We start from the raw sequence: 16,923 nt of genomic DNA on the forward strand, positions 1-16,923 counted from the left end.
CAGCCTATTCCCAGCCCGCGTCGTCAGGATGGACGTTGTGGTATACGACGCTATAACGCGGCTCGGCCAGCAGGTCCGGCACAGCCTCCCGCCACTTCAGGTAGTGGGCAGTTTCCCGATGCCGGGCAACATCTTCCTCGGTACGGTAGACCTCTACCAGTACAAAGCGGGTGGGGTCATCCTTCTGCTGGATGACATCGAACCGGACAATACCCGGCTCCTGGATACTGTGCCTGGCGTTCTCGACGGCCACGGCTTTGAAGTCCTCGATCGCATCTGGCTTGACGTGGATATTCACGTGAACGATGTGCATTGGGTTTCCTCTCCTGGTCACTGCCGGCCTGCGGCGCAGGTCGGCGAATCAGGCGCAACCACCGTAGTCAGAGCGGGCCACAACTTCTCTCAAGCGGCCTCTGCTGCCAGCCCGACCGGCCGCCGGGAAATGCCATTAGCTTCCGGTTAACCGATCCACCGGTATTGTAGGGGAGCAGGCGTCGCTACACAAGGCATGAATACCCGGTACAGTTGGGAACGCGGCAATTGATGGCCTATAATCGTGTCCGGATCGGAGGCTAACGATTCCGATCCCGCTCGGCTATTCCCGGAGGAGGAGCACCATGCTGAGGCTGTACGGGCCATTGCTGGCAGCTAACGGAGTCCTCACCGAAGGTGAAGTGATCCTCGAAGGCGGTCAGATCGCGGCCATTCACCCCGGCCCACCGCAGGCCACACCGGCCCTCACCATCGATGGTATCCTCCTGCCCGGCTTCATCGACCTCCAGATCAACGGCGCCTACGGCCACGATTTCATGGGCGAGCCAGAGTCCGTGATCGAAGTAGCGGCGCGGCTGCCCGCTACCGGCGTGACCGGTTTCCTGCCGACAATCGTCGCCGCCCCGCTGGATCAGTACCCCGCCTGGCTGGAGCGCATCACCGCCGCCAGTCAGAAAGCACGCGGCGCAAAGGTGCTCGGCCTGCACCTGGAAGGCCCTTTCCTGAACGAAGCCCGCAAGGCCACCAACCGCCCGGAATTGTTGCGTCAGCCGAATGTGGACGAACTGCGCCGGATGCTCAACGGTTTTGTCCGCCTGATGACACTGGCCCCGGAATTGCCGGGTGCGCTGGAACTGGTGGCTGAGTTGCGGCGGAACGGTGTCGTGGCCTCTGCCGGACACTCCGATGCCACCTACGAGCAGGCGATGGCCGGCTTCGCCGCCGGGATCAACTACGGCACGCACCTCTTCAATGCTATGCGCGGCATCCACCACCGCGAGCCGGGGTTGGTCGGTGCGCTGCTGGCCAGCCAGGTACCCGTCGGCCTGATCGTGGATGGCATCCACGCCCACCCGGAAATGGTGCGGCTGGCCTACAGGCTGAAGGGCGTCAACGGGATCACGCTGGTGACGGATACCATCGCCGCCCTGGGCATGGCGCCGGGGACCTACCAGCTCGGCACGCAGCGCGTCACCACGGACGGCGTCAGCGCCCGGTTGGCCGACGGCGTCACCCTGGCCGGAGCCGTGTTGAGCATGGATGCGGCCATCCGCAACATGCGGGCGATCACCGGCTGCTCGCTGGCAGAAGCGGCAGCGATGGCCAGCACAACGCCCGCCCGCGTCCTGGGTTTGCTCCGCAAGGGCCAGATCGCCCCCGGCTTTGACGCCGATCTGACAGTCATGGATGAACAGGGGCAGATCACGCTGACCATCGTCGGGGGTGAAATCGTGTACCGGCGCGCGGAAGCGACGCCAGAGTGAGGAAAGGTAGAGACCAATGGCACGCCTGATCGATCTTTCAGGGAAGATCACCAGCGGGATGTGGGATTACAACCAGCTTGACCTGGGCGGGGCTGTCCTGCCGCCTGTGGAGATCAAACCGGTAGCTTCCATTGCCGCGCACGGCTTCGATGCGCACGCCCTGCAGCTTTCCACCCTGACCGGCAGCTACCTGGAGACTTCCGCCCATCTCATCGCAGGCGGCCCAACCATCGATCAGATCAGCGTGGAAGCTTTCATCCGTCCGGCGCGTATCCTGCGCCTGCCCCCCGCCAAACCCTACACGCTCATCCGCGTAGACGACCTGCGCCGCTGCGATCCGGGCATCCGGGAGGGCGAGGCGCTGCTGATCGACACCGGCTGGGGGCGGCGCTGGAACCAGCCGGAATACGTGACTCAGGCGCCGGCCTTTGCCCGCTCCACCCTCGCCTGGTTCTTAGAACAACCTTTCAGTATCCTGGGGTTGGACACACCGGTGATGGAATGCCGGTGGGCTGATCGGGTTGACGCGGACATCCAGGATGAGGTGGGCAGCCTGCTCGCTCCCCTTTACAAGCGGGGGATGCTCTTGCTGGCGCCGCTGGTCAACCTGGATCAGGCCGATACCCTGGAAGGGACGCTGATCGCCTTTCCGCTGAACATTGCCGGAGTCTGTTCGACGCCATGCCGGGCGGTGTTCGTGGAAAGCGTGCGCTGGCCGCCCGATCCGTCGGGCGCGGCTTGACGCGGATTCGTCAGTCGGGTAAAGTGCGGACAATACACCCAACCCGCTCCAACGCCTCTCAATGGTTCACCTTTTACCCTGCTCACCAGTGAGAAACTGCTATGTCTCAACAACCTGTCCTGCGTAATTACATCAACGGCCAGTGGCACAACTCCGGTTCGTCTACCGTGCTACCCGTCACCAACCCGGCCACCGCTCAGACGCTCACTCATGTCCCGCTATCACCGGCTGTCGAAGTTGATGCGGCGGCCCAGGCTGCCCTGAAGGCCTTTCAGGAGTGGCGGCGTACCCCTGCCCCAGACCGGATTCAGTTCCTTTTCAAGCTCAAATTCTTGCTAGAAGAGCACCTCGACGAGCTGGCCCGCATCGTGACCAACGAATGCGGCAAGACCTACGCCGAGAGCGTGGGCGAAATCCGGCGTGGCATCGAGAACATCGAGGTTGCCTGTGGCATCCCCAGCCTGATGCAGGGCTACAACAACGAGGACATCGCCCGCGGCATCGACGAGCACATGATTCGGCAGCCGCTGGGCGTTGTGGCGGCCATCACCCCCTTCAACTTCCCGGCCATGATCCCGCTGTGGTTCCTGCCTTACGCCGTCGCTACCGGCAACTGCTTCATCCTCAAGCCCAGCGAGCGCGTCCCGATGGCCAGCCAGCGCCTGTTTGAACTGATCGCTCAGGCGGGCTTCCCGCCGGGCGTGCTGCAGCTGGTCAATGGCAGCAAAGAAACCGTCGACGCCATCCTGGATCACCCGGCAATCCGGGCGATCAGCTTCGTCGGCTCCACGCCGGTCGCCCGTTACATCTACCGCCGGGCCGCGGAAAATGGTAAGCGTGCCCAGTGCCAGGGTGGGGCCAAGAACCCGGTCGTGATTATGCCGGATGCCGACATGGTCACCACCACGCGCATCATGGCTGATTCAGCCTTTGGCTGCGCCGGGCAGCGTTGCCTGGCGGCGTCCGTGGCCATCACCGTTGGCGGAGCCAGGAACACCTTCACCGAAGCCATCGCCGAAGCTGCTGCCACCCGCGTGGTCGGCTACGGGCTGGATCCGGGTGTGGAGATGGGGCCGGTCATCACCGCGCAGAGCAAAGAACGCATTGAGGGCCTGATTGCAAAAGGCGCTCAGGAAGGCGCCAGCGTGCTCGTGGATGGGCGGGGTAAGCGAGTCAACGGCTATGAGGACGGCTATTTCATCTTCCCTACGGTTCTGGATGACGTACCGCCGGATAGCGAGATCGCTCATACCGAGATCTTCGGCCCCGTCCTGAGCCTGATGCATGTCCAGACGCTGGACGAAGCCATCGAGCTGGTCAACAACCGCCGCTATGGCAATATGGCCTGTATCTTCACCAGCGATGGCGCCAGCGCCCGCCGGTTCCGTTACGAGGCCAACGCCGGCAATATCGGCATCAACATCGGCGTGGCCGCACCGATGGCCTTCTTCCCCTTCAGCGGCTGGGGGGAAAGCTTCTTTGGGGACCTGCACGGCCAGGCCTGGCACGGCGTCGAATTCTACACGCAAACTAAGGTCGTGATCGAGCGCTGGCCGCGGGACTGGAGCCGCCGCTTCTAATCCATGTGCACATAAGGGAAAACGCCTTGGACAAAGCCTACGATCTCCTGAGCATTGGCCGCAGCGGGATTGACCTGTACTCCAACGACATCGGCGTGCCGTTCGAGCAGATCACCAGCTTCGCGGCCTATGTCGGTGGCTCCCCCACCAACATCAGTGTGGGGGCCAACCGCCTGGGGTTGAAGACCGCCCTGCTGACCGGCCTGGGCCAGGACCTGGTCGGCGACTTCATCCTCCATTTCCTGAACAAAGAAGGCATCGATACCCGCTACATCGTGCGTAAGCCCGGTCGGCGCAGCGCCGCCGTGTTGCTTGGCATCCAGCCGCCGGATCGCTTTCCGCTGGTCTTTTACCGCGACAACTGCGCCGACACCGAGATCACAATCGACGATGTACTGGCCGCCCCAATCGGGCAGGCCAGGGTCGTGCAGATCGCCGGGACTAACCTGACCAAGGAACCTGCCCGCAGCGCCACCTTTTTTGCCGCGGAGCTGGCCCGCGAGCACGGCGCAAAAGTCGTTCTGGACATCGACTTCCGCCCCGACCAGTGGCATGATGTACGCGCCTTCGGCGTGATGATCCGCGCCCTGCTGCCGCTGGTGGATACTGCCATTGGTACTGAGGATGAGATCAATGCGGCGATGCTGAGCGACCCCACCCAGGTCAGGCCAACCCAGTCGCTTTCGGACACGCGGGTAGCTGGCGATGTCGAGCATGCCATCGCCACGCTGCTCAGTCGCGGCCCGCAGGCCCTGATCCAGAAGCGCGGGGCGCACGGCGTCCGCCTTCACCTGGCCAGCGGCGAAGTCATCGATGTGCCGGGCTTCCCGGTCGAGGTCTACAACATTCTGGGGGCCGGCGATGCCTTCGCCGCCGGTTTTCTGTACGGCTATGTCAAGGGCTGGAGCTGGTACCGCGCCGCCCGGCTGGGCAACGCCTGCGGCGCGATCGTCGTCACCAAGCACGGCTGCGCCAACTTCATGCCCACTATGGCCGAGGTCGAAGCGTTCGTCCGGCCCTATGGCGGTCTGGAGTGAAAAGGACAGCAAATCATGAACTACACAGCTGAAACGCTCCTCATCCGCGCCACAGACAACGGCAGCACAGGTATCTTTGCCGAAGTCACGCCGGAACGCGCCGGCTGGCACTACCTGAACATGGCCGCTCGCCGCCTGAATCACGGCGAGCGCTGGGCCGCCACCACCGGTGAGCACGAATACGCCCATGTCATCCTGGGCGGTGTGTGCCACATCCGCACCAGCCGGGGCGATTTTCTCAAGATTGGCCGCCGCCCGAACGTCTTCAGCGGCATGCCTTATGCCCTCTACCTGCCCCGCCGCACCGACTTTGAGATCGAGGCACTGACTGACGGCTTCGAGGTGGCCAGCTGCTGGGTGCCCACCGACCAGGATCATCCCGCCCGGCTGGTCACGCCTGTTGACAGCACGATCGAACTGCGCGGCGGCGGCAATGCCTCCCGCCAGATCAACAGCATCATCCCGCCGGGTTTTGACTGTCACCGCATCGTGGCCTGCGAGGTCTACACGCCGGGCGGTAACTGGTCCAGCTATCCGCCGCACAAGCATGACGTCCACCGCGAGGATGGGCATGGGAACCTGTTGGAGGCTGACCTGGAGGAAATCTACTTCTACAAGATCGACCGGCCTGAAGGCTACGCCTACCAGCGCGTCTATAACGACGATCGCTCCATCGACGCGCTGATGCTGGCCCGGCAGCACGATTGCGTGCTCGTCCCGGAAGGCTACCATCCGGTCGTCAGCGCCCACGGCTATACCACGTACTACCTTAACTTCCTGGCCGGGTCGGCCCAGTCGCTGGCCGCCACTGACGATCCGGCCTATGCCTGGATCAAAAGCACCTGGACGGCGATCGATCCGCGCCTGCCAGTGGTGGATCACGACATGGAGCCGGTGCAGCTGTAAGGGGGGGGAGATGACCACCAGACGATTGACCATGGCGCAGGCGCTCATTGCGTTCCTGCAGAATCAGTTCGTCGAGCGCGACGGGGTGGAAAACCCGTTTTTCGCCGGAGCATGGGGAATCTTCGGCCACGGCAACGTAGCCGGGATTGGCCAGGCCCTGCAGCAATACGCGGCTACCTTCCGCTACTACCAGACCCGCAACGAACAGGCGATGGTTCACCTGGCCGTGGCCTACGCCAAGATGAAAAACCGCCTGCAGACCTTCGCCTGCACGTCGTCCATTGGCCCCGGCGCGACCAACATGATCACCGGCGCGGCGACCGCCACCGTCAACCGCATCCCGGTGCTGCTGCTGCCCGGCGACATCTTCGCCGGGCGTCTGCAGGCTCCCGTGCTCCAGCAGCTCGAATGGGAGCATTCGCAGGACATCTCGGTTAACGACTGCTTCAAGCCGGTCTCCCGCTACTGGGACCGCCTGACCCGCCCGGAGCAACTCCTGACCGCCCTGCCGGAGGCCATGCGTGTGCTGACCTCCCCGGCGGATACTGGCGCGGTGACGCTGGCCCTGCCGCAGGATGTGCAGACGATGGCCTATGATTACCCGGAAGTATTCTTCCGGCGGCGGGTCTGGCACATCCCGCGCAATCGTCCCGACGCCGCTCTGCTGCAGCAGGCCGCTGAATGGATCCGCGCCAGCCGCCAGCCGCTGATCATCGCCGGAGGCGGAGTCCACTACAGTGATGCGACGGCCATGCTGCGCCGCTTTGTAGAAGCAACCGGCATCCCCGTCGGGGAAACACAGGCTGGCAAGGGCGCCCTGCCCTACAACCATCCATCCTGCCTGGGCGCGATCGGCGCGACTGGCACCCGTGGTGCGAACCTGATCGCCCGCGAGGCTGACCTGATCATCGGCATTGGCACGCGCTACACCGATTTCACCACCGCCTCCAAGACCCAGTTCCAGAACCCGGACCTGCGCTTTATCAACATCAACGTGGCCGAGTTTGACGCCGGGAAGCACAGCGCCATCCCCCTGGTCGGCGACGCCCGCGCAACGCTGGAAGAACTGCTCGGTCTGCTGGAAGGCTGGGCGGTCGATCCGGCCTACCGGGGACGCTGCGCCGACTACAATACTGCCTGGGACGCCGAAGTCGAGCGCATCTACAACCTGGAGCACGGCCCGCTGCTCAGCCAGGGGGAGGTGATCGGTGTGCTCAACAGGCTCACCCGCCCGCAGGACGTGGTGCTTTGCGCGGCGGGCAGCCTGCCCGGCGACCTGCACAAGCTCTGGCGCACCCGCGACCCCAAAGGCTACCACCTGGAATACGGCTATTCCTGCATGGGCTACGAGATTCCGGGCGGGATCGGGGTCAAGATGGCCGCGCCGGAGCGCGATGTCTGGGTGATGGTCGGCGACGGCTCCTACCTGATGATGCCCACTGAAATCGTCACTGCCGTGCAGGAAGGCATCGCCGTCAAGATCGTACTGCTGGATAATCACGGCTTCGCCAGCATTGGTGGGCTTTCCAAGAGCGTGGGCAGCGACGGCTTCGGCACCAAGTACCGTTACCGCACCGCCTCCGGTCATCTGGACGGCGAGGTGCTGCCGATCGATTACGCCGCCAACGCGGAAAGCCTGGGTGCGCGCGTGTTCCGCGCCAACAGCCGGGACACCCTGGCCGACGCTGTGCGCCAGGCTCAGCAGATCACTGACCGCCCGGTATGCATCGTTGTGGAAACCGACCGCCGCCAGCGTGTGGGCAGCTACGAATCCTGGTGGGATGTGGCCGTGGCGGAAGTCTCGGAAAATCCCGACGTACAGGCCGCCCGCCACGAATATGAGGTGCGCAAGCGTCAGCAGCGCCACTACCTGTGATAACCCGCAACAAGGAGAAGAGGAGAGGCATGAGCGAACCAAACATTCGCGTTGCTAACGCGCCCTGTTCCTGGGGTGTGCTGGAATTTGGCCTGGAAGGCCAGGCGGCAGGCTACGCGCAGGTCCTGGACGAAATTGCCGCCACCGGCTACGTTGGCACCGAACTGGGCGACTGGGGCTTTATGCCCACTGACCCCGCCGCCCTGCGGGCCGAACTGGACCGGCGCGGCCTGACCCTGATGGCGGCATTTGTGCCTGTGGCGCTCAAGGATCGGACTACTCACGCCACTGGCGAAGGGGTAGCCGTGCGCACTGCCCGCCTGCTGCGCGAGGCAGCAGGGGAAGAGTGCTTCATCGTCCTGGCCGACGCCAACGGGACCGTCCCCGTCCGCACCAAGAACGCCGGGCGGATTTCCCCCATTCACGGCCTGACCGAACCGGAATGGGAGACCTTCGCCGATGGCGTGGAGCGCATCGCGGCGGCCGTCCAGCGGGTGACCGGCCTGCGCACCGTCTTCCATCACCACTGCGCCGGCTACATCGAAACCCCTTCCGAGATCGACCGGCTGATGACTATGACCGATCCGCAACTGGTCGGGCTGGTGCTGGATACCGGCCACGCCATGTTCGGCGGCGGCGATCCGCTGGCGATGTTGCGCCACTACCGCGACCGCATCTGGCACGTGCACTTCAAGGACTTCGACCCGCAGGTGGCCGCGCAGGGACGGGCGGAAGGCTGGGACTACTTCGAGGCCGTGCGGCATGGCATCTTCTGTGAGCTGGGCAAAGGCGCGGTAGACTTCCCGGCAGTGCTGGCTGATCTGAAGGCGCACGGCTACAGTGGCTGGATCGTCGTTGAGCAGGATGTCCTGCCCTCGCTGGGATCGCCCCGGGCCAGCGCCCAGCGTAACCGCGATTACCTGCGCAGCATCGGCCTGTAACCCTTTGCGTTTCCGGGCCGTGCAGCGGGGCGCGGCCCGCCCGATTTCTGGAACGAGGTACGTATGACCATCAATATTGGCGTCATCGGCGCCGGACGCATCGGCAAAGTCCACGCGGAAAACATCGCCTACCGCATCCCGGAGGCGCGGGTGCTGGCGGTGGCGGATGTTGCCAGCGAGGCGGCCCAGGGACTGGCCGCCCGGCTGAATATCCCTGTCGCTACGACCGACTACCGCGAGGTCCTGGCCCGGCCAGAGATCGACGCCGTGCTCGTTTGCTCTTCCACCGATACCCACGCCCGGATCATCATCGATGCTGCCGCCGCCGGCAAACATATCTTCACCGAAAAGCCGATCGACCTCGACCTGGCGGTGGTAGATAGCGCCCTGGCGGCGGTGGAAAAAGCGGGCGTCAAGTTCTTCGTGGGCTTCAACCGCCGCTTTGACCCGACCTTCGCCCGCGTGCGGGAGGCCATCGCCAGCGGCGCAATCGGCGACGTGCACCTGCTGCACATCATCAGCCGCGATCCAGCTCCGCCGCCCATCGCCTACGTCCGCGTCTCCGGCGGTATGTTCGTCGACATGACGATCCACGACTTCGACATGGCCCGCTTCCTGGTGGGCAGCGAGGTTGAAGAAGTCTACACCCGCGCCGCGGTGCGCGTCGACCCGGCCATCGGTGCGGCAGGCGACGTAGACACCGCGGTGATCGTGCTCACCTTCGCCAATGGCGCCATCGCCACCATCGACAACAGCCGCCGCGCCGTGTACGGTTACGATCAGCGCGTCGATGTACTGGGCAGCAAGGGCGGGATCACCACCGGCAACCTGTTCCCCAATCAGGTCACCTTCAGCACTGCGGAAGCCATCTGCCGCGATCTGCCGCTTAACTTCTTCATGGAGCGCTATACAGAAAGCTACGTGCGGGAGATTCAGGCCTTCATTGACACGGTAGTCAACGACCGCCCGCCGGTCGTCACCGGGCGCGATGGGCGCGTACCGATTGCCATCGCCCGCGCGGCGCGGCTCTCCTACGAGGAGAATCGCCCCGTCCGGCTGAGCGAGATCGGCTGACCTCCGGCATTTGCCGCCAGGCGATAGCAGAAAGACACCGGCAGAGCATGCCAGGCCCTCTGCCGGTGTCGATCTTGAAAAAGGGGCGAACTGCTTCAGGCGGCAGAAGCCACACCCTGCCAGTCCGGAGTGTGCATTGTCTCCGTTTCAAACAGCGGCGGCAATCCCCAGGCCGCCCTGGCGCGGGTACAACGCGCCAGATCGGCTTCCTCGTAGTGCAACACCCCGTCAGCCCACTCAACAGCAAACTCACGGCAGGGCGATGGCCGCTGCTCGTAGATCGCGCAGGTTACCGCCCTGCCGATCTGGCCGGTCAGGGCGGCGCAGCGCGGCTGGCGGCCGCTGGTTCCCTTCATGCAGCGGCGCAGCGGGCCAAGGTCTTCAGTGAGCGCCAGCGGGACGGTGCCGCCCGGCGCATCGTCAGCCTCCGCCCAGTAGAACGAAACGCGAAAATGGGCACAGCATGCCCCACAGGTCAGGCAGGGATTGGTTAGCATCACCTTGTCGGGCATAGAACAGCAACGGCGGATCCTCCGTCACGAACGCCAGCCGGTAATGGCTGATGCTTCCGTCACAACTGCAAGATACCTGCCATTATAAGAAGGCTGCCCATCCTGAGAACGTGTAAGCTGCACGAAGCTTCTCAGGCAGCACACCGATTTTTCCCCCACCTACTGCACCTGTGCGACCAGCACCGTCACCGAATGGGGCGGGAAGCTCATCTCCAGCGTATCCCCGGCGGCGGCAAGGGTGGTGTGGCTGACTCCCACCCGGTCGGGCGCCTCAAACGTATTTTCCGCCTTGATGTCCGCGCCGTTGATGGTGTACACGTCAACCGTCCCGGCCAGGCTGCCCGCCACCAGCTTGATCGCCGTCTCCGCTGCCGCGTCCCGGCTGCGATTGACCACGAACAGGGCCATCTCGCGCCCGGCCTCGCGGTAGGTGCCGGCGACATCCAGCACCCGCACGCCGGTGTGCCCGCCCCCGCTGAAGGTCTCACCCGTCCAGAACACATCCAGCGCCGCGTCGCCGCAGTGCGTGCTGTACAGCTCGAACGGATAGAAGATCGTCTGCAGCACCAGGCCCTCTCTGTGCGTGCGGATGGGGGCGATCATGTTGACAATCTGGGCGATGTTGGCCATGCGCACGGTGCGGGCATGGCGAATGAAGGCATTGAAGTGCATAGCCGCCACCAGCGCATCTTCCAGATTGTAGATTTCCTCAATGCCTTCACTCAGGTCGGTGCGGTAGACCACGTTCCACTCGCTGACGGCAATAGCGATCTCGCGGTTAATCTGCCGGTCGAGTTTGACACCCCGGATCATGCCCTCGATGCCCGCCAGCCGTTCCTCGATTGTCTCTGAGACGGTCATGAAGGCGGCGAAGTCATCCGCCCGGTTGTTGAAGTACCAGTGAATGTCCACGTAATCCAGCAGGTCGCTCGCCTGCTCGATCAGCAGGCGGATGCGCTCCAGGACATCCCCCTCCCAGTGAGAGATGGCGGAGGCCACCAGCTTGATCTGCGGGTCGACCCACTTCATCACCTTGCCGAATTCAGTGAAGGCGCGGGCATATTCCTGCGGCGTCTTGTAGCCGATCTGCCAGTGACCATCCACCTCGTTGCCAATGCCCCAGTAGTGGACGTTATGCGGCGCGTCGAAGCCGTTCTCCCGGCGCAGGCGGGTGATGGCTGTATCGGCGGTGCCGTTGCAGTACTCCACCCAGTCCCGCGCTTCGCGCATGTCGCCATCGCCGCAATTGACCACCAGGAACGGCTCCGTCCCTACCAGACGGCAGAAACGGATGAACTCGTCCGTGCCAAAGTGATTGCTATCGACATTGTGCCAGGCCAGGTCCAGGCGGGCCGGACGCTTGTCGACCGGGCCGACACCATCCCGCCAGTGGTAGCCGGAAGCGAAGTTGCCGCCGGGATAACGCACCAGCGGCATGCGCAGCCGGCGCAGGGCAGCGATCACATCCGGGCGCAGGCCCCGCTTGTCGGCCAGCGGCGACTCCGGATCATAGATTCCGCCATAGATGCAACGGGCCATATGCTCCGCAAACCCGCCGAAAATGTTGCGATCGATGGTGGCCAGCGTATTTTCCAAGTTGACATAGATTCGATTGCGCATCGTCTTCCCCCTGCAACACGGAAAACCAGGTCATGGCGCCGGGCAATACGGCGTGACGCCGGGTATGCTACATCGGGAGCTGCAGATCGGCCAGAAAATCATCAGCCGGGCCTGTTCGAACCCTGACCGGAGGCGCTACAATCGGCGGGTGTGAGGTCACTGCGGCGACCGTCCTCCGGCGGAGGGCGGTCTGGAGGGGAGATTAAGATGACTGTGGAATTCAACGGCCTGGGCATGAGCCTGGGCAACCTGGCCCGCCTGTCAAACGCCCAGACCCGCTCGATCAGCGCCGAGAATCCCACCGGCGCCAGGGGCGCGGGCGGCATGGCCACTGAAGGCACCGGCGCGATCGCCGCCCGTGAGCTGGGCCGGGGCTGGAAGATCTCGCCCTGTCTGGACCTGGCCGGGAGTAGCACTATCACCCTGGCCGAGATCGCCGGGCCGGGCGCCATCCAGCACATCTGGATGACCGTCACACCAACCGCCTGGCGACACCTGATCCTGCGCTGCTACTGGGACGGCGAGCCGACGCCGTCGGTAGAAGTGCCGATCGGCGATTTCTTCTGCAACGGTTGGGGCGTGCGCGCGAATGTGAACTCCCTGCCCGTAGCTGTCAATCCAGCTGGTGGCTTCAACAGCTACTGGGAGATGCCCTTCCGCGCCAGCGCCCGGATCACGGTCGAGAACCTCTCGCCGGACCCGGTGCAGGGCTTCTTCTTCCAGATCGATTACACACTGACCGACGTGCCCGCCGACCGGGCGTACTTCCATGCCCAGTTCCGCCGCAACAACCCGCTGCCCTACATGCAGGTGCATACCCTGCTGGATGGCGTGCGCGGCCAGGGGCATTACGTTGGCACCTACCTGGCGTGGGGCACGCACAACAATGGCTGGTGGGGTGAAGGCGAGATCAAGTTCTACCTGGACGGCGACGACGAGTGGCCGACGATCTGCGGCACCGGGACGGAGGACTACTTCGGCGGGGCATGGGGCTTTGAGCAGCCCAAAGGCGAATACGGCATCTACTCAACACCTTTCCTGGGCTTTCACCAGGTGATCAGGCCCGATGGCTTCATGCAGAGCCAGCAGCGCTTCGGGATGTACCGCTGGCACATCATGGACCCCATCCGCTTCCAGCAGGACTTGCGCGTGACCATCCAGGCGCTGGGCTGGCGCGCCCCACGCGAGGGCAAAGGGCGCTTCCTGCCCCTCCAGGACGATATCGCCTCCACCGCCTTCTGGTACCAGACGGAACCGCACACCCCGTTCCCGGCCCTGCCGGATATCAATGGCCTGGAAGTGATCTAGTAGCGCGCGGATTCACGCAGACCTGGCACGGATCGGGGCGACCAGGAAAATAACTGTGCCTGTAATTCCGGCCTCCCCATCCGTGCCAGCTGTGCCCCCTTGCGCTGATCAGGAGAAAAGCGATGAGCCGCACTATCGGGATTGGCATCCTGGGCCTGCACGAAGGGCGCACCCTGCTCGTCGCCCTTAACCTGCCGGAGCCGCCGCCGGTCGGGGAGAACCCTGCCGCCGTCCCCCGCACGCAGTATGCCCGCGCTGTCGCTGGCTGTGACCTGCGCCCGGAAAAGCTGGCGGAAGCCCGGCGGCTGGCCCCCGACCTGTTCTATACGACCGACTACGCGGCCATGCTGGCCCGCCAGGACGTGGATGTGGTCGCTATTTATACGCCCGACGCGCTACACGGCCAGCACATTATTCAGGCATTCGAAGCTGGCAAGGACGTGATCTGCACCAAGCCGCTGGTCAACAGCCTGGAAGATGCCCGCCGCGTGCTGGAAGCCAGTCGCCGCACGGGGCGGCGGCTGATGGTCGGCCAGAGCGTTCGCTTTTTCGAGCCGTTCATCCGCCAGCGCCAGGCCTACGAGCGCGGCGAGATCGGCGCGGTAGAGATGGTGGACGCCCACTATATCCACCGCATGGACTGGTACTACGCTAAAAGCCCCTGGGCCGTCGCCAGCACCGACTGGATCTTCCTGGGCGTCAGCCATCCCCTCGATCTAGCCCGCTGGTATCTCGGCCCGATCGTTGAGGTGCATGCTTACGGGACGCGCAGCGCCCTGGCGGCGCGGTACGGCGTGCAATCCTTTGACATCTACACTGTCAACCTGAAGGCCGCCAGTGGACAGATCGGGCGTGTGCTGGGCCACTACGGGCTGCACGAGCTGCCCTCCGCCCGCAACGCCATCGAGCTGATGCTCTACGGCTCCGCCGGGAGTAGCCTGGCTCAGTACCACGACATGCGTTACCTGCACACCGCGCCGGACGGGACGCAGATCATCGAAGACCCGCTTTACCGCAAGCGGGCCTACTACTTCAACAATGAAGTGCACGGGATGCATTACGGCGAATTTGCCAACTACGCCGATGCCTTCGCCCGCGCCCTGCTGGAAGGCACGCCGCACTCGCCCGACCTGATCGAAGGGCTGGAGACCGTCTGCGTCATGGAGGCAGCCCGGCGCTCCGCCAGCAGCGGCAGGCCGGTCGCCGTGGCGCCGTTGCTGGCGGAGATCGGCCTGGGCTAGTCGGGATCAGCGAACTGGCTGTCCCTGTTGCCGCGCCCTGGCAAGAAGAACGCCCACCCCGGTTCCAGAACCGCCTGCCCGCCGGGGTAGATCACCGGCACCGGCTCATCTTCCGCGATCAGCGTCGTCACCTGGCCGTCGGTCGAAAAGCGCACCCGGCGGCCATGCCACAGGAAGCTGAAGCTCACCTCTCGCCAGGCGGCGGGCAGCACCGGCCAGCCGGTCAGGTAGACGCCGTCCTCGCGTAGATCGAGGCGGCAGAAACCATGCACGATCGCCAGCCACGCGCCGCCCATCGCCGCCGTATGGACGCCCAGATTCCAATGCGGCCCCGTCCCCAGCAAGTCCATCATCGCCGTGTGTAGGAAGTAGCGGTAGGCCCATTCCGTCCGACCCACGTCCGCCGCGACCAGCGCATAGGCCATCGGGCTGAGGCTGGAATCGTGGGCGGTGCGCGGCTCGTAATAGTCCCAGTTGGCCCGCTTGATCGCCTCCGGGTAGCGGTCACGCCACAGGTACATCAGCAGCACAACATCTGCCTGCTTGATGGCCTGCGTCGCCTGGAAGGGGCCGTGCGGACCGCCCGGATGCAGATCGGGGTGAGCCAGCCGGGCGCGAACCTGATCCGGCGGGGCGTCTTCCAGAGCAAAGTAGCCGTCAAACTGCGGGATCACGCCGGTCTGCGGGTCCGGCTCCGGAACATACAGACGCTCCGCCACCCGTTCCCATAGCGCGATCTCGTCAGCGTCCAGCCCCAACCGGGCGCAGACTGTCGCGTAAGCCGCCGGGTCGTCGGCGCGGGTCTGCTCCAGCGCCGCCAGGGCGATGCGCAGGCAGTCTTGAGCCAGGGCGTTGGTGTAGGCGTTGTTGTCCACCCGTTCATGGTACTCGTCCGGCCCCAGCACCGTGCGCAATTCATAGCGCCCAGCCGCTTCATTCCAGATTGCACGGGAAACGAAGAAACGCGCCACCTCGCCGATGATCTCCAGCCCATACCCGCGCAGGAATGTCCGGTCACCGGTCGCCCGGACGTACTGCCAGAGGGCATAGACCACATCGGCAGAGATGTGAATCTGCTCGTCGGCGAAGTAGCTACGCAGCTTCTGGCCGGTGCGCGGGTCAGTGAAGACATACAGAGCGCAGGTCTCGTCGCCGGTCTCCTGGCTCTGCCAGGCGTAGTACGCCCCCCGGAAGCCCAGGCCCTGCGCCTTGCGCCGTGCGCCGTCCAGCGTGTGGTAGCGGTAGAGCAGGCTGCGGCGGGCGTAGTCCGGCTGGGTGTAGATGTAAAACGGCAGTACGTAGATATCGCAATCCCAGAAGATCGATCCCCAGTAATCCTGACCCTGCAGGCCCCGCGCCGAAACGCTGACCCGATCCGAATGCGGCAGGTTGGCCAGCAGATGGAACAGGCAAAAGCGGATGGCGATCTGCGCCCCTTCATCCCCGGCGATGACCACGTCTGAGGAGGCCCACAGGGCTTCCCAGGCGGCGCTGTGCATGGCGCGGATGGCCGCGTAGCCTGCCGCCTGGGCTGTTTCCAGTTCCCGGCGGGCCAGATCGACCGGATCGCCCTCAGAAAAGCGGCTGTCATAGACGGCGACCAGCTTGGTCAGCGCCACCGGTTCGCCCGCCGCCAGGCGAAATGTGCGAACCTGCTCCACCCGCCGGTCGGTCGCCGTGCGCTCCCGGCGGATGTCACTGCCACCTTCCAGCGCCAGGGTGGTCAGGACGGCCGCCCGGTAACGCTCCTGAATGGTGGTAATGGCGATGCCTTCCGGCAGCACATCTACCGTTGCGAAATGCGTCCCGGCGAAGCGATTGTTGACATCGGCGTCCACCGCCGAACGCACTGTCACCGTGCAGGGGGCGTCAGCCTGCAGCTGCCAGCGGATGGCGCCTAGATGCAGCTGGGCCATGCTGACCAGTCGCTCGCTTTCCAGCGTCACGGTTACGCCTTCCGGAGTCCGCCAGCGGGCCTGCTGCAACAATAGCCCGCTGCGCATGTCCAGCGTGCGGACATAGTCCTCCAGCAGGGGACTGTCTACGCCGAGCAGGTGCCCATCGACTTCCAGCGCCAGCGGCGTCCAGGCCGGGAGGTTGATCATCTCCCGGTCAAGGATGTCGCCGGTGGGCGAGTCGTACAGGCCATTGATGGTGTGGCCCATCACGCCCGGCAGGGTTGGCGGCAAACCCTCCGGCGCGCCGCGCACGCCCATGTAGCCGTTGGCCAGGGCGAAGACGGTTGCCTTGCTGACCTCGTCATCGGCGCTGTAGCCGGCCCGGTCGCGGATCCGCCAGCCATCCTCAAAGTCATACGTGTAAGCCATCG

The 16,923-nt window shown here is 64.6% G+C and carries 14 protein-coding genes; 10 read left to right on the top strand and 4 right to left on the bottom strand.

Annotated elements, in window-relative coordinates; genetic code table 11:
* Nucleotides 1–4: 4 nt before the first annotated feature.
* Nucleotides 5–313 (bottom strand): antibiotic biosynthesis monooxygenase, encoded by a 309-nt coding sequence (locus HPY64_02245; protein NPV65948.1) that lies wholly within the window; start codon nucleotides 311–313, stop codon nucleotides 5–7.
* A gap of 304 nt (nucleotides 314–617) precedes the next feature.
* On the opposite strand from HPY64_02245, the gene nagA reads away from it, so the two are divergent.
* From nagA to iolG, 8 genes are all read left to right on the top strand, one after another.
* Nucleotides 618–1,757 (top strand): N-acetylglucosamine-6-phosphate deacetylase, encoded by a 1,140-nt coding sequence (nagA, locus tag HPY64_02250; GenBank protein NPV65949.1) that lies wholly within the window; start codon nucleotides 618–620, stop codon nucleotides 1,755–1,757.
* 16 nt (nucleotides 1,758–1,773) lie between these two features.
* Entirely contained in the window at nucleotides 1,774–2,499 is a 726-nt protein-coding gene (locus HPY64_02255; GenBank protein ID NPV65950.1) for a hypothetical protein, read from the top strand.
* Between the two features lie 101 nt (nucleotides 2,500–2,600).
* Complete coding sequence (locus tag HPY64_02260) at nucleotides 2,601–4,079, top strand: CoA-acylating methylmalonate-semialdehyde dehydrogenase (protein NPV65951.1); 1,479 nt, start codon at nucleotides 2,601–2,603, stop codon at nucleotides 4,077–4,079.
* A 53-nt stretch (nucleotides 4,080–4,132) separates the two neighbouring features.
* Nucleotides 4,133–5,116, top strand: coding sequence for a 5-dehydro-2-deoxygluconokinase (iolC, locus tag HPY64_02265; protein NPV65952.1), 984 nt, complete (start codon nucleotides 4,133–4,135; stop codon nucleotides 5,114–5,116).
* A gap of 15 nt (nucleotides 5,117–5,131) precedes the next feature.
* Complete coding sequence (gene iolB, locus HPY64_02270; protein NPV65953.1) at nucleotides 5,132–6,022, top strand: 5-deoxy-glucuronate isomerase; 891 nt, start codon at nucleotides 5,132–5,134, stop codon at nucleotides 6,020–6,022.
* Nucleotides 6,023–6,032: 10 nt separating this feature from the next.
* On the top strand, nucleotides 6,033–7,898 hold the full coding sequence (gene iolD / locus HPY64_02275; protein NPV65954.1) for a 3D-(3,5/4)-trihydroxycyclohexane-1,2-dione acylhydrolase (decyclizing): 1,866 nt from the start codon (nucleotides 6,033–6,035) through the stop codon (nucleotides 7,896–7,898).
* Between the two features lie 29 nt (nucleotides 7,899–7,927).
* The gene (locus HPY64_02280) at nucleotides 7,928–8,839 is read left to right on the top strand and encodes a TIM barrel protein (GenBank protein ID NPV65955.1); all 912 of its coding nucleotides are present in this window, start codon (nucleotides 7,928–7,930) and stop codon (nucleotides 8,837–8,839) included.
* Between the two features lie 63 nt (nucleotides 8,840–8,902).
* The gene (iolG, locus tag HPY64_02285) at nucleotides 8,903–9,913 is read left to right on the top strand and encodes an inositol 2-dehydrogenase (protein NPV65956.1); all 1,011 of its coding nucleotides are present in this window, start codon (nucleotides 8,903–8,905) and stop codon (nucleotides 9,911–9,913) included.
* 95 nt (nucleotides 9,914–10,008) lie between these two features.
* On the opposite strand, the gene HPY64_02290 is transcribed toward iolG, so the two are convergent.
* Both HPY64_02290 and HPY64_02295 read right to left on the bottom strand, forming a co-directional pair.
* Nucleotides 10,009–10,413, bottom strand: a complete 405-nt coding sequence (locus tag HPY64_02290; GenBank protein NPV65957.1) for a YkgJ family cysteine cluster protein — start codon at nucleotides 10,411–10,413, stop codon at nucleotides 10,009–10,011.
* Nucleotides 10,414–10,584: 171 nt separating this feature from the next.
* Nucleotides 10,585–12,045 (bottom strand): alpha-N-arabinofuranosidase, encoded by a 1,461-nt coding sequence (locus HPY64_02295; protein ID NPV65958.1) that lies wholly within the window; start codon nucleotides 12,043–12,045, stop codon nucleotides 10,585–10,587.
* Nucleotides 12,046–12,252: 207 nt separating this feature from the next.
* On the opposite strand from HPY64_02295, the gene HPY64_02300 reads away from it, so the two are divergent.
* Together HPY64_02300 and HPY64_02305 are read left to right on the top strand one after the other, a co-directional pair.
* The gene (locus HPY64_02300; protein ID NPV65959.1) at nucleotides 12,253–13,353 is read left to right on the top strand and encodes a DUF2961 domain-containing protein; all 1,101 of its coding nucleotides are present in this window, start codon (nucleotides 12,253–12,255) and stop codon (nucleotides 13,351–13,353) included.
* A gap of 122 nt (nucleotides 13,354–13,475) precedes the next feature.
* Nucleotides 13,476–14,594: a Gfo/Idh/MocA family oxidoreductase gene (locus tag HPY64_02305; protein ID NPV65960.1), complete on the top strand. Its 1,119-nt coding sequence runs from the start codon at nucleotides 13,476–13,478 to the stop codon at nucleotides 14,592–14,594.
* Here the strand turns inward: HPY64_02305 and HPY64_02310 are convergent.
* The gene (locus HPY64_02310) at nucleotides 14,591–16,921 is read right to left on the bottom strand and encodes a glycoside hydrolase family 65 protein (GenBank protein NPV65961.1); all 2,331 of its coding nucleotides are present in this window, start codon (nucleotides 16,919–16,921) and stop codon (nucleotides 14,591–14,593) included. The genes HPY64_02305 and HPY64_02310 overlap by 4 nt on opposite strands.
* Between the last annotated feature and the right edge of the window lie 2 nt (nucleotides 16,922–16,923).

Source organism: Anaerolineae bacterium, from assembly GCA_013178165.1.
Lineage (GTDB): Bacteria > Chloroflexota > Anaerolineae > Aggregatilineales > Ch27 > Ch27.

Coding starts and splice junctions, on each gene's coding strand:
- HPY64_02260 (NPV65951.1), top strand. CDS start 2,601: ATGTCTCAACAACCTGTCCTGCGTAATTACATCAACGGCCAGTGGCAC.
- HPY64_02295 (NPV65958.1), bottom strand. CDS start 12,045: ATGCGCAATCGAATCTATGTCAACTTGGAAAATACGCTGGCCACCATC.
- nagA (NPV65949.1), top strand. CDS start 618: ATGCTGAGGCTGTACGGGCCATTGCTGGCAGCTAACGGAGTCCTCACC.
- iolB (NPV65953.1), top strand. CDS start 5,132: ATGAACTACACAGCTGAAACGCTCCTCATCCGCGCCACAGACAACGGC.
- HPY64_02255 (NPV65950.1), top strand. CDS start 1,774: ATGGCACGCCTGATCGATCTTTCAGGGAAGATCACCAGCGGGATGTGG.
- iolD (NPV65954.1), top strand. CDS start 6,033: ATGACCACCAGACGATTGACCATGGCGCAGGCGCTCATTGCGTTCCTG.
- HPY64_02310 (NPV65961.1), bottom strand. CDS start 16,921: ATGGCTTACACGTATGACTTTGAGGATGGCTGGCGGATCCGCGACCGG.
- HPY64_02280 (NPV65955.1), top strand. CDS start 7,928: ATGAGCGAACCAAACATTCGCGTTGCTAACGCGCCCTGTTCCTGGGGT.
- iolG (NPV65956.1), top strand. CDS start 8,903: ATGACCATCAATATTGGCGTCATCGGCGCCGGACGCATCGGCAAAGTC.
- HPY64_02300 (NPV65959.1), top strand. CDS start 12,253: ATGACTGTGGAATTCAACGGCCTGGGCATGAGCCTGGGCAACCTGGCC.
- HPY64_02305 (NPV65960.1), top strand. CDS start 13,476: ATGAGCCGCACTATCGGGATTGGCATCCTGGGCCTGCACGAAGGGCGC.
- HPY64_02245 (NPV65948.1), bottom strand. CDS start 313: ATGCACATCGTTCACGTGAATATCCACGTCAAGCCAGATGCGATCGAG.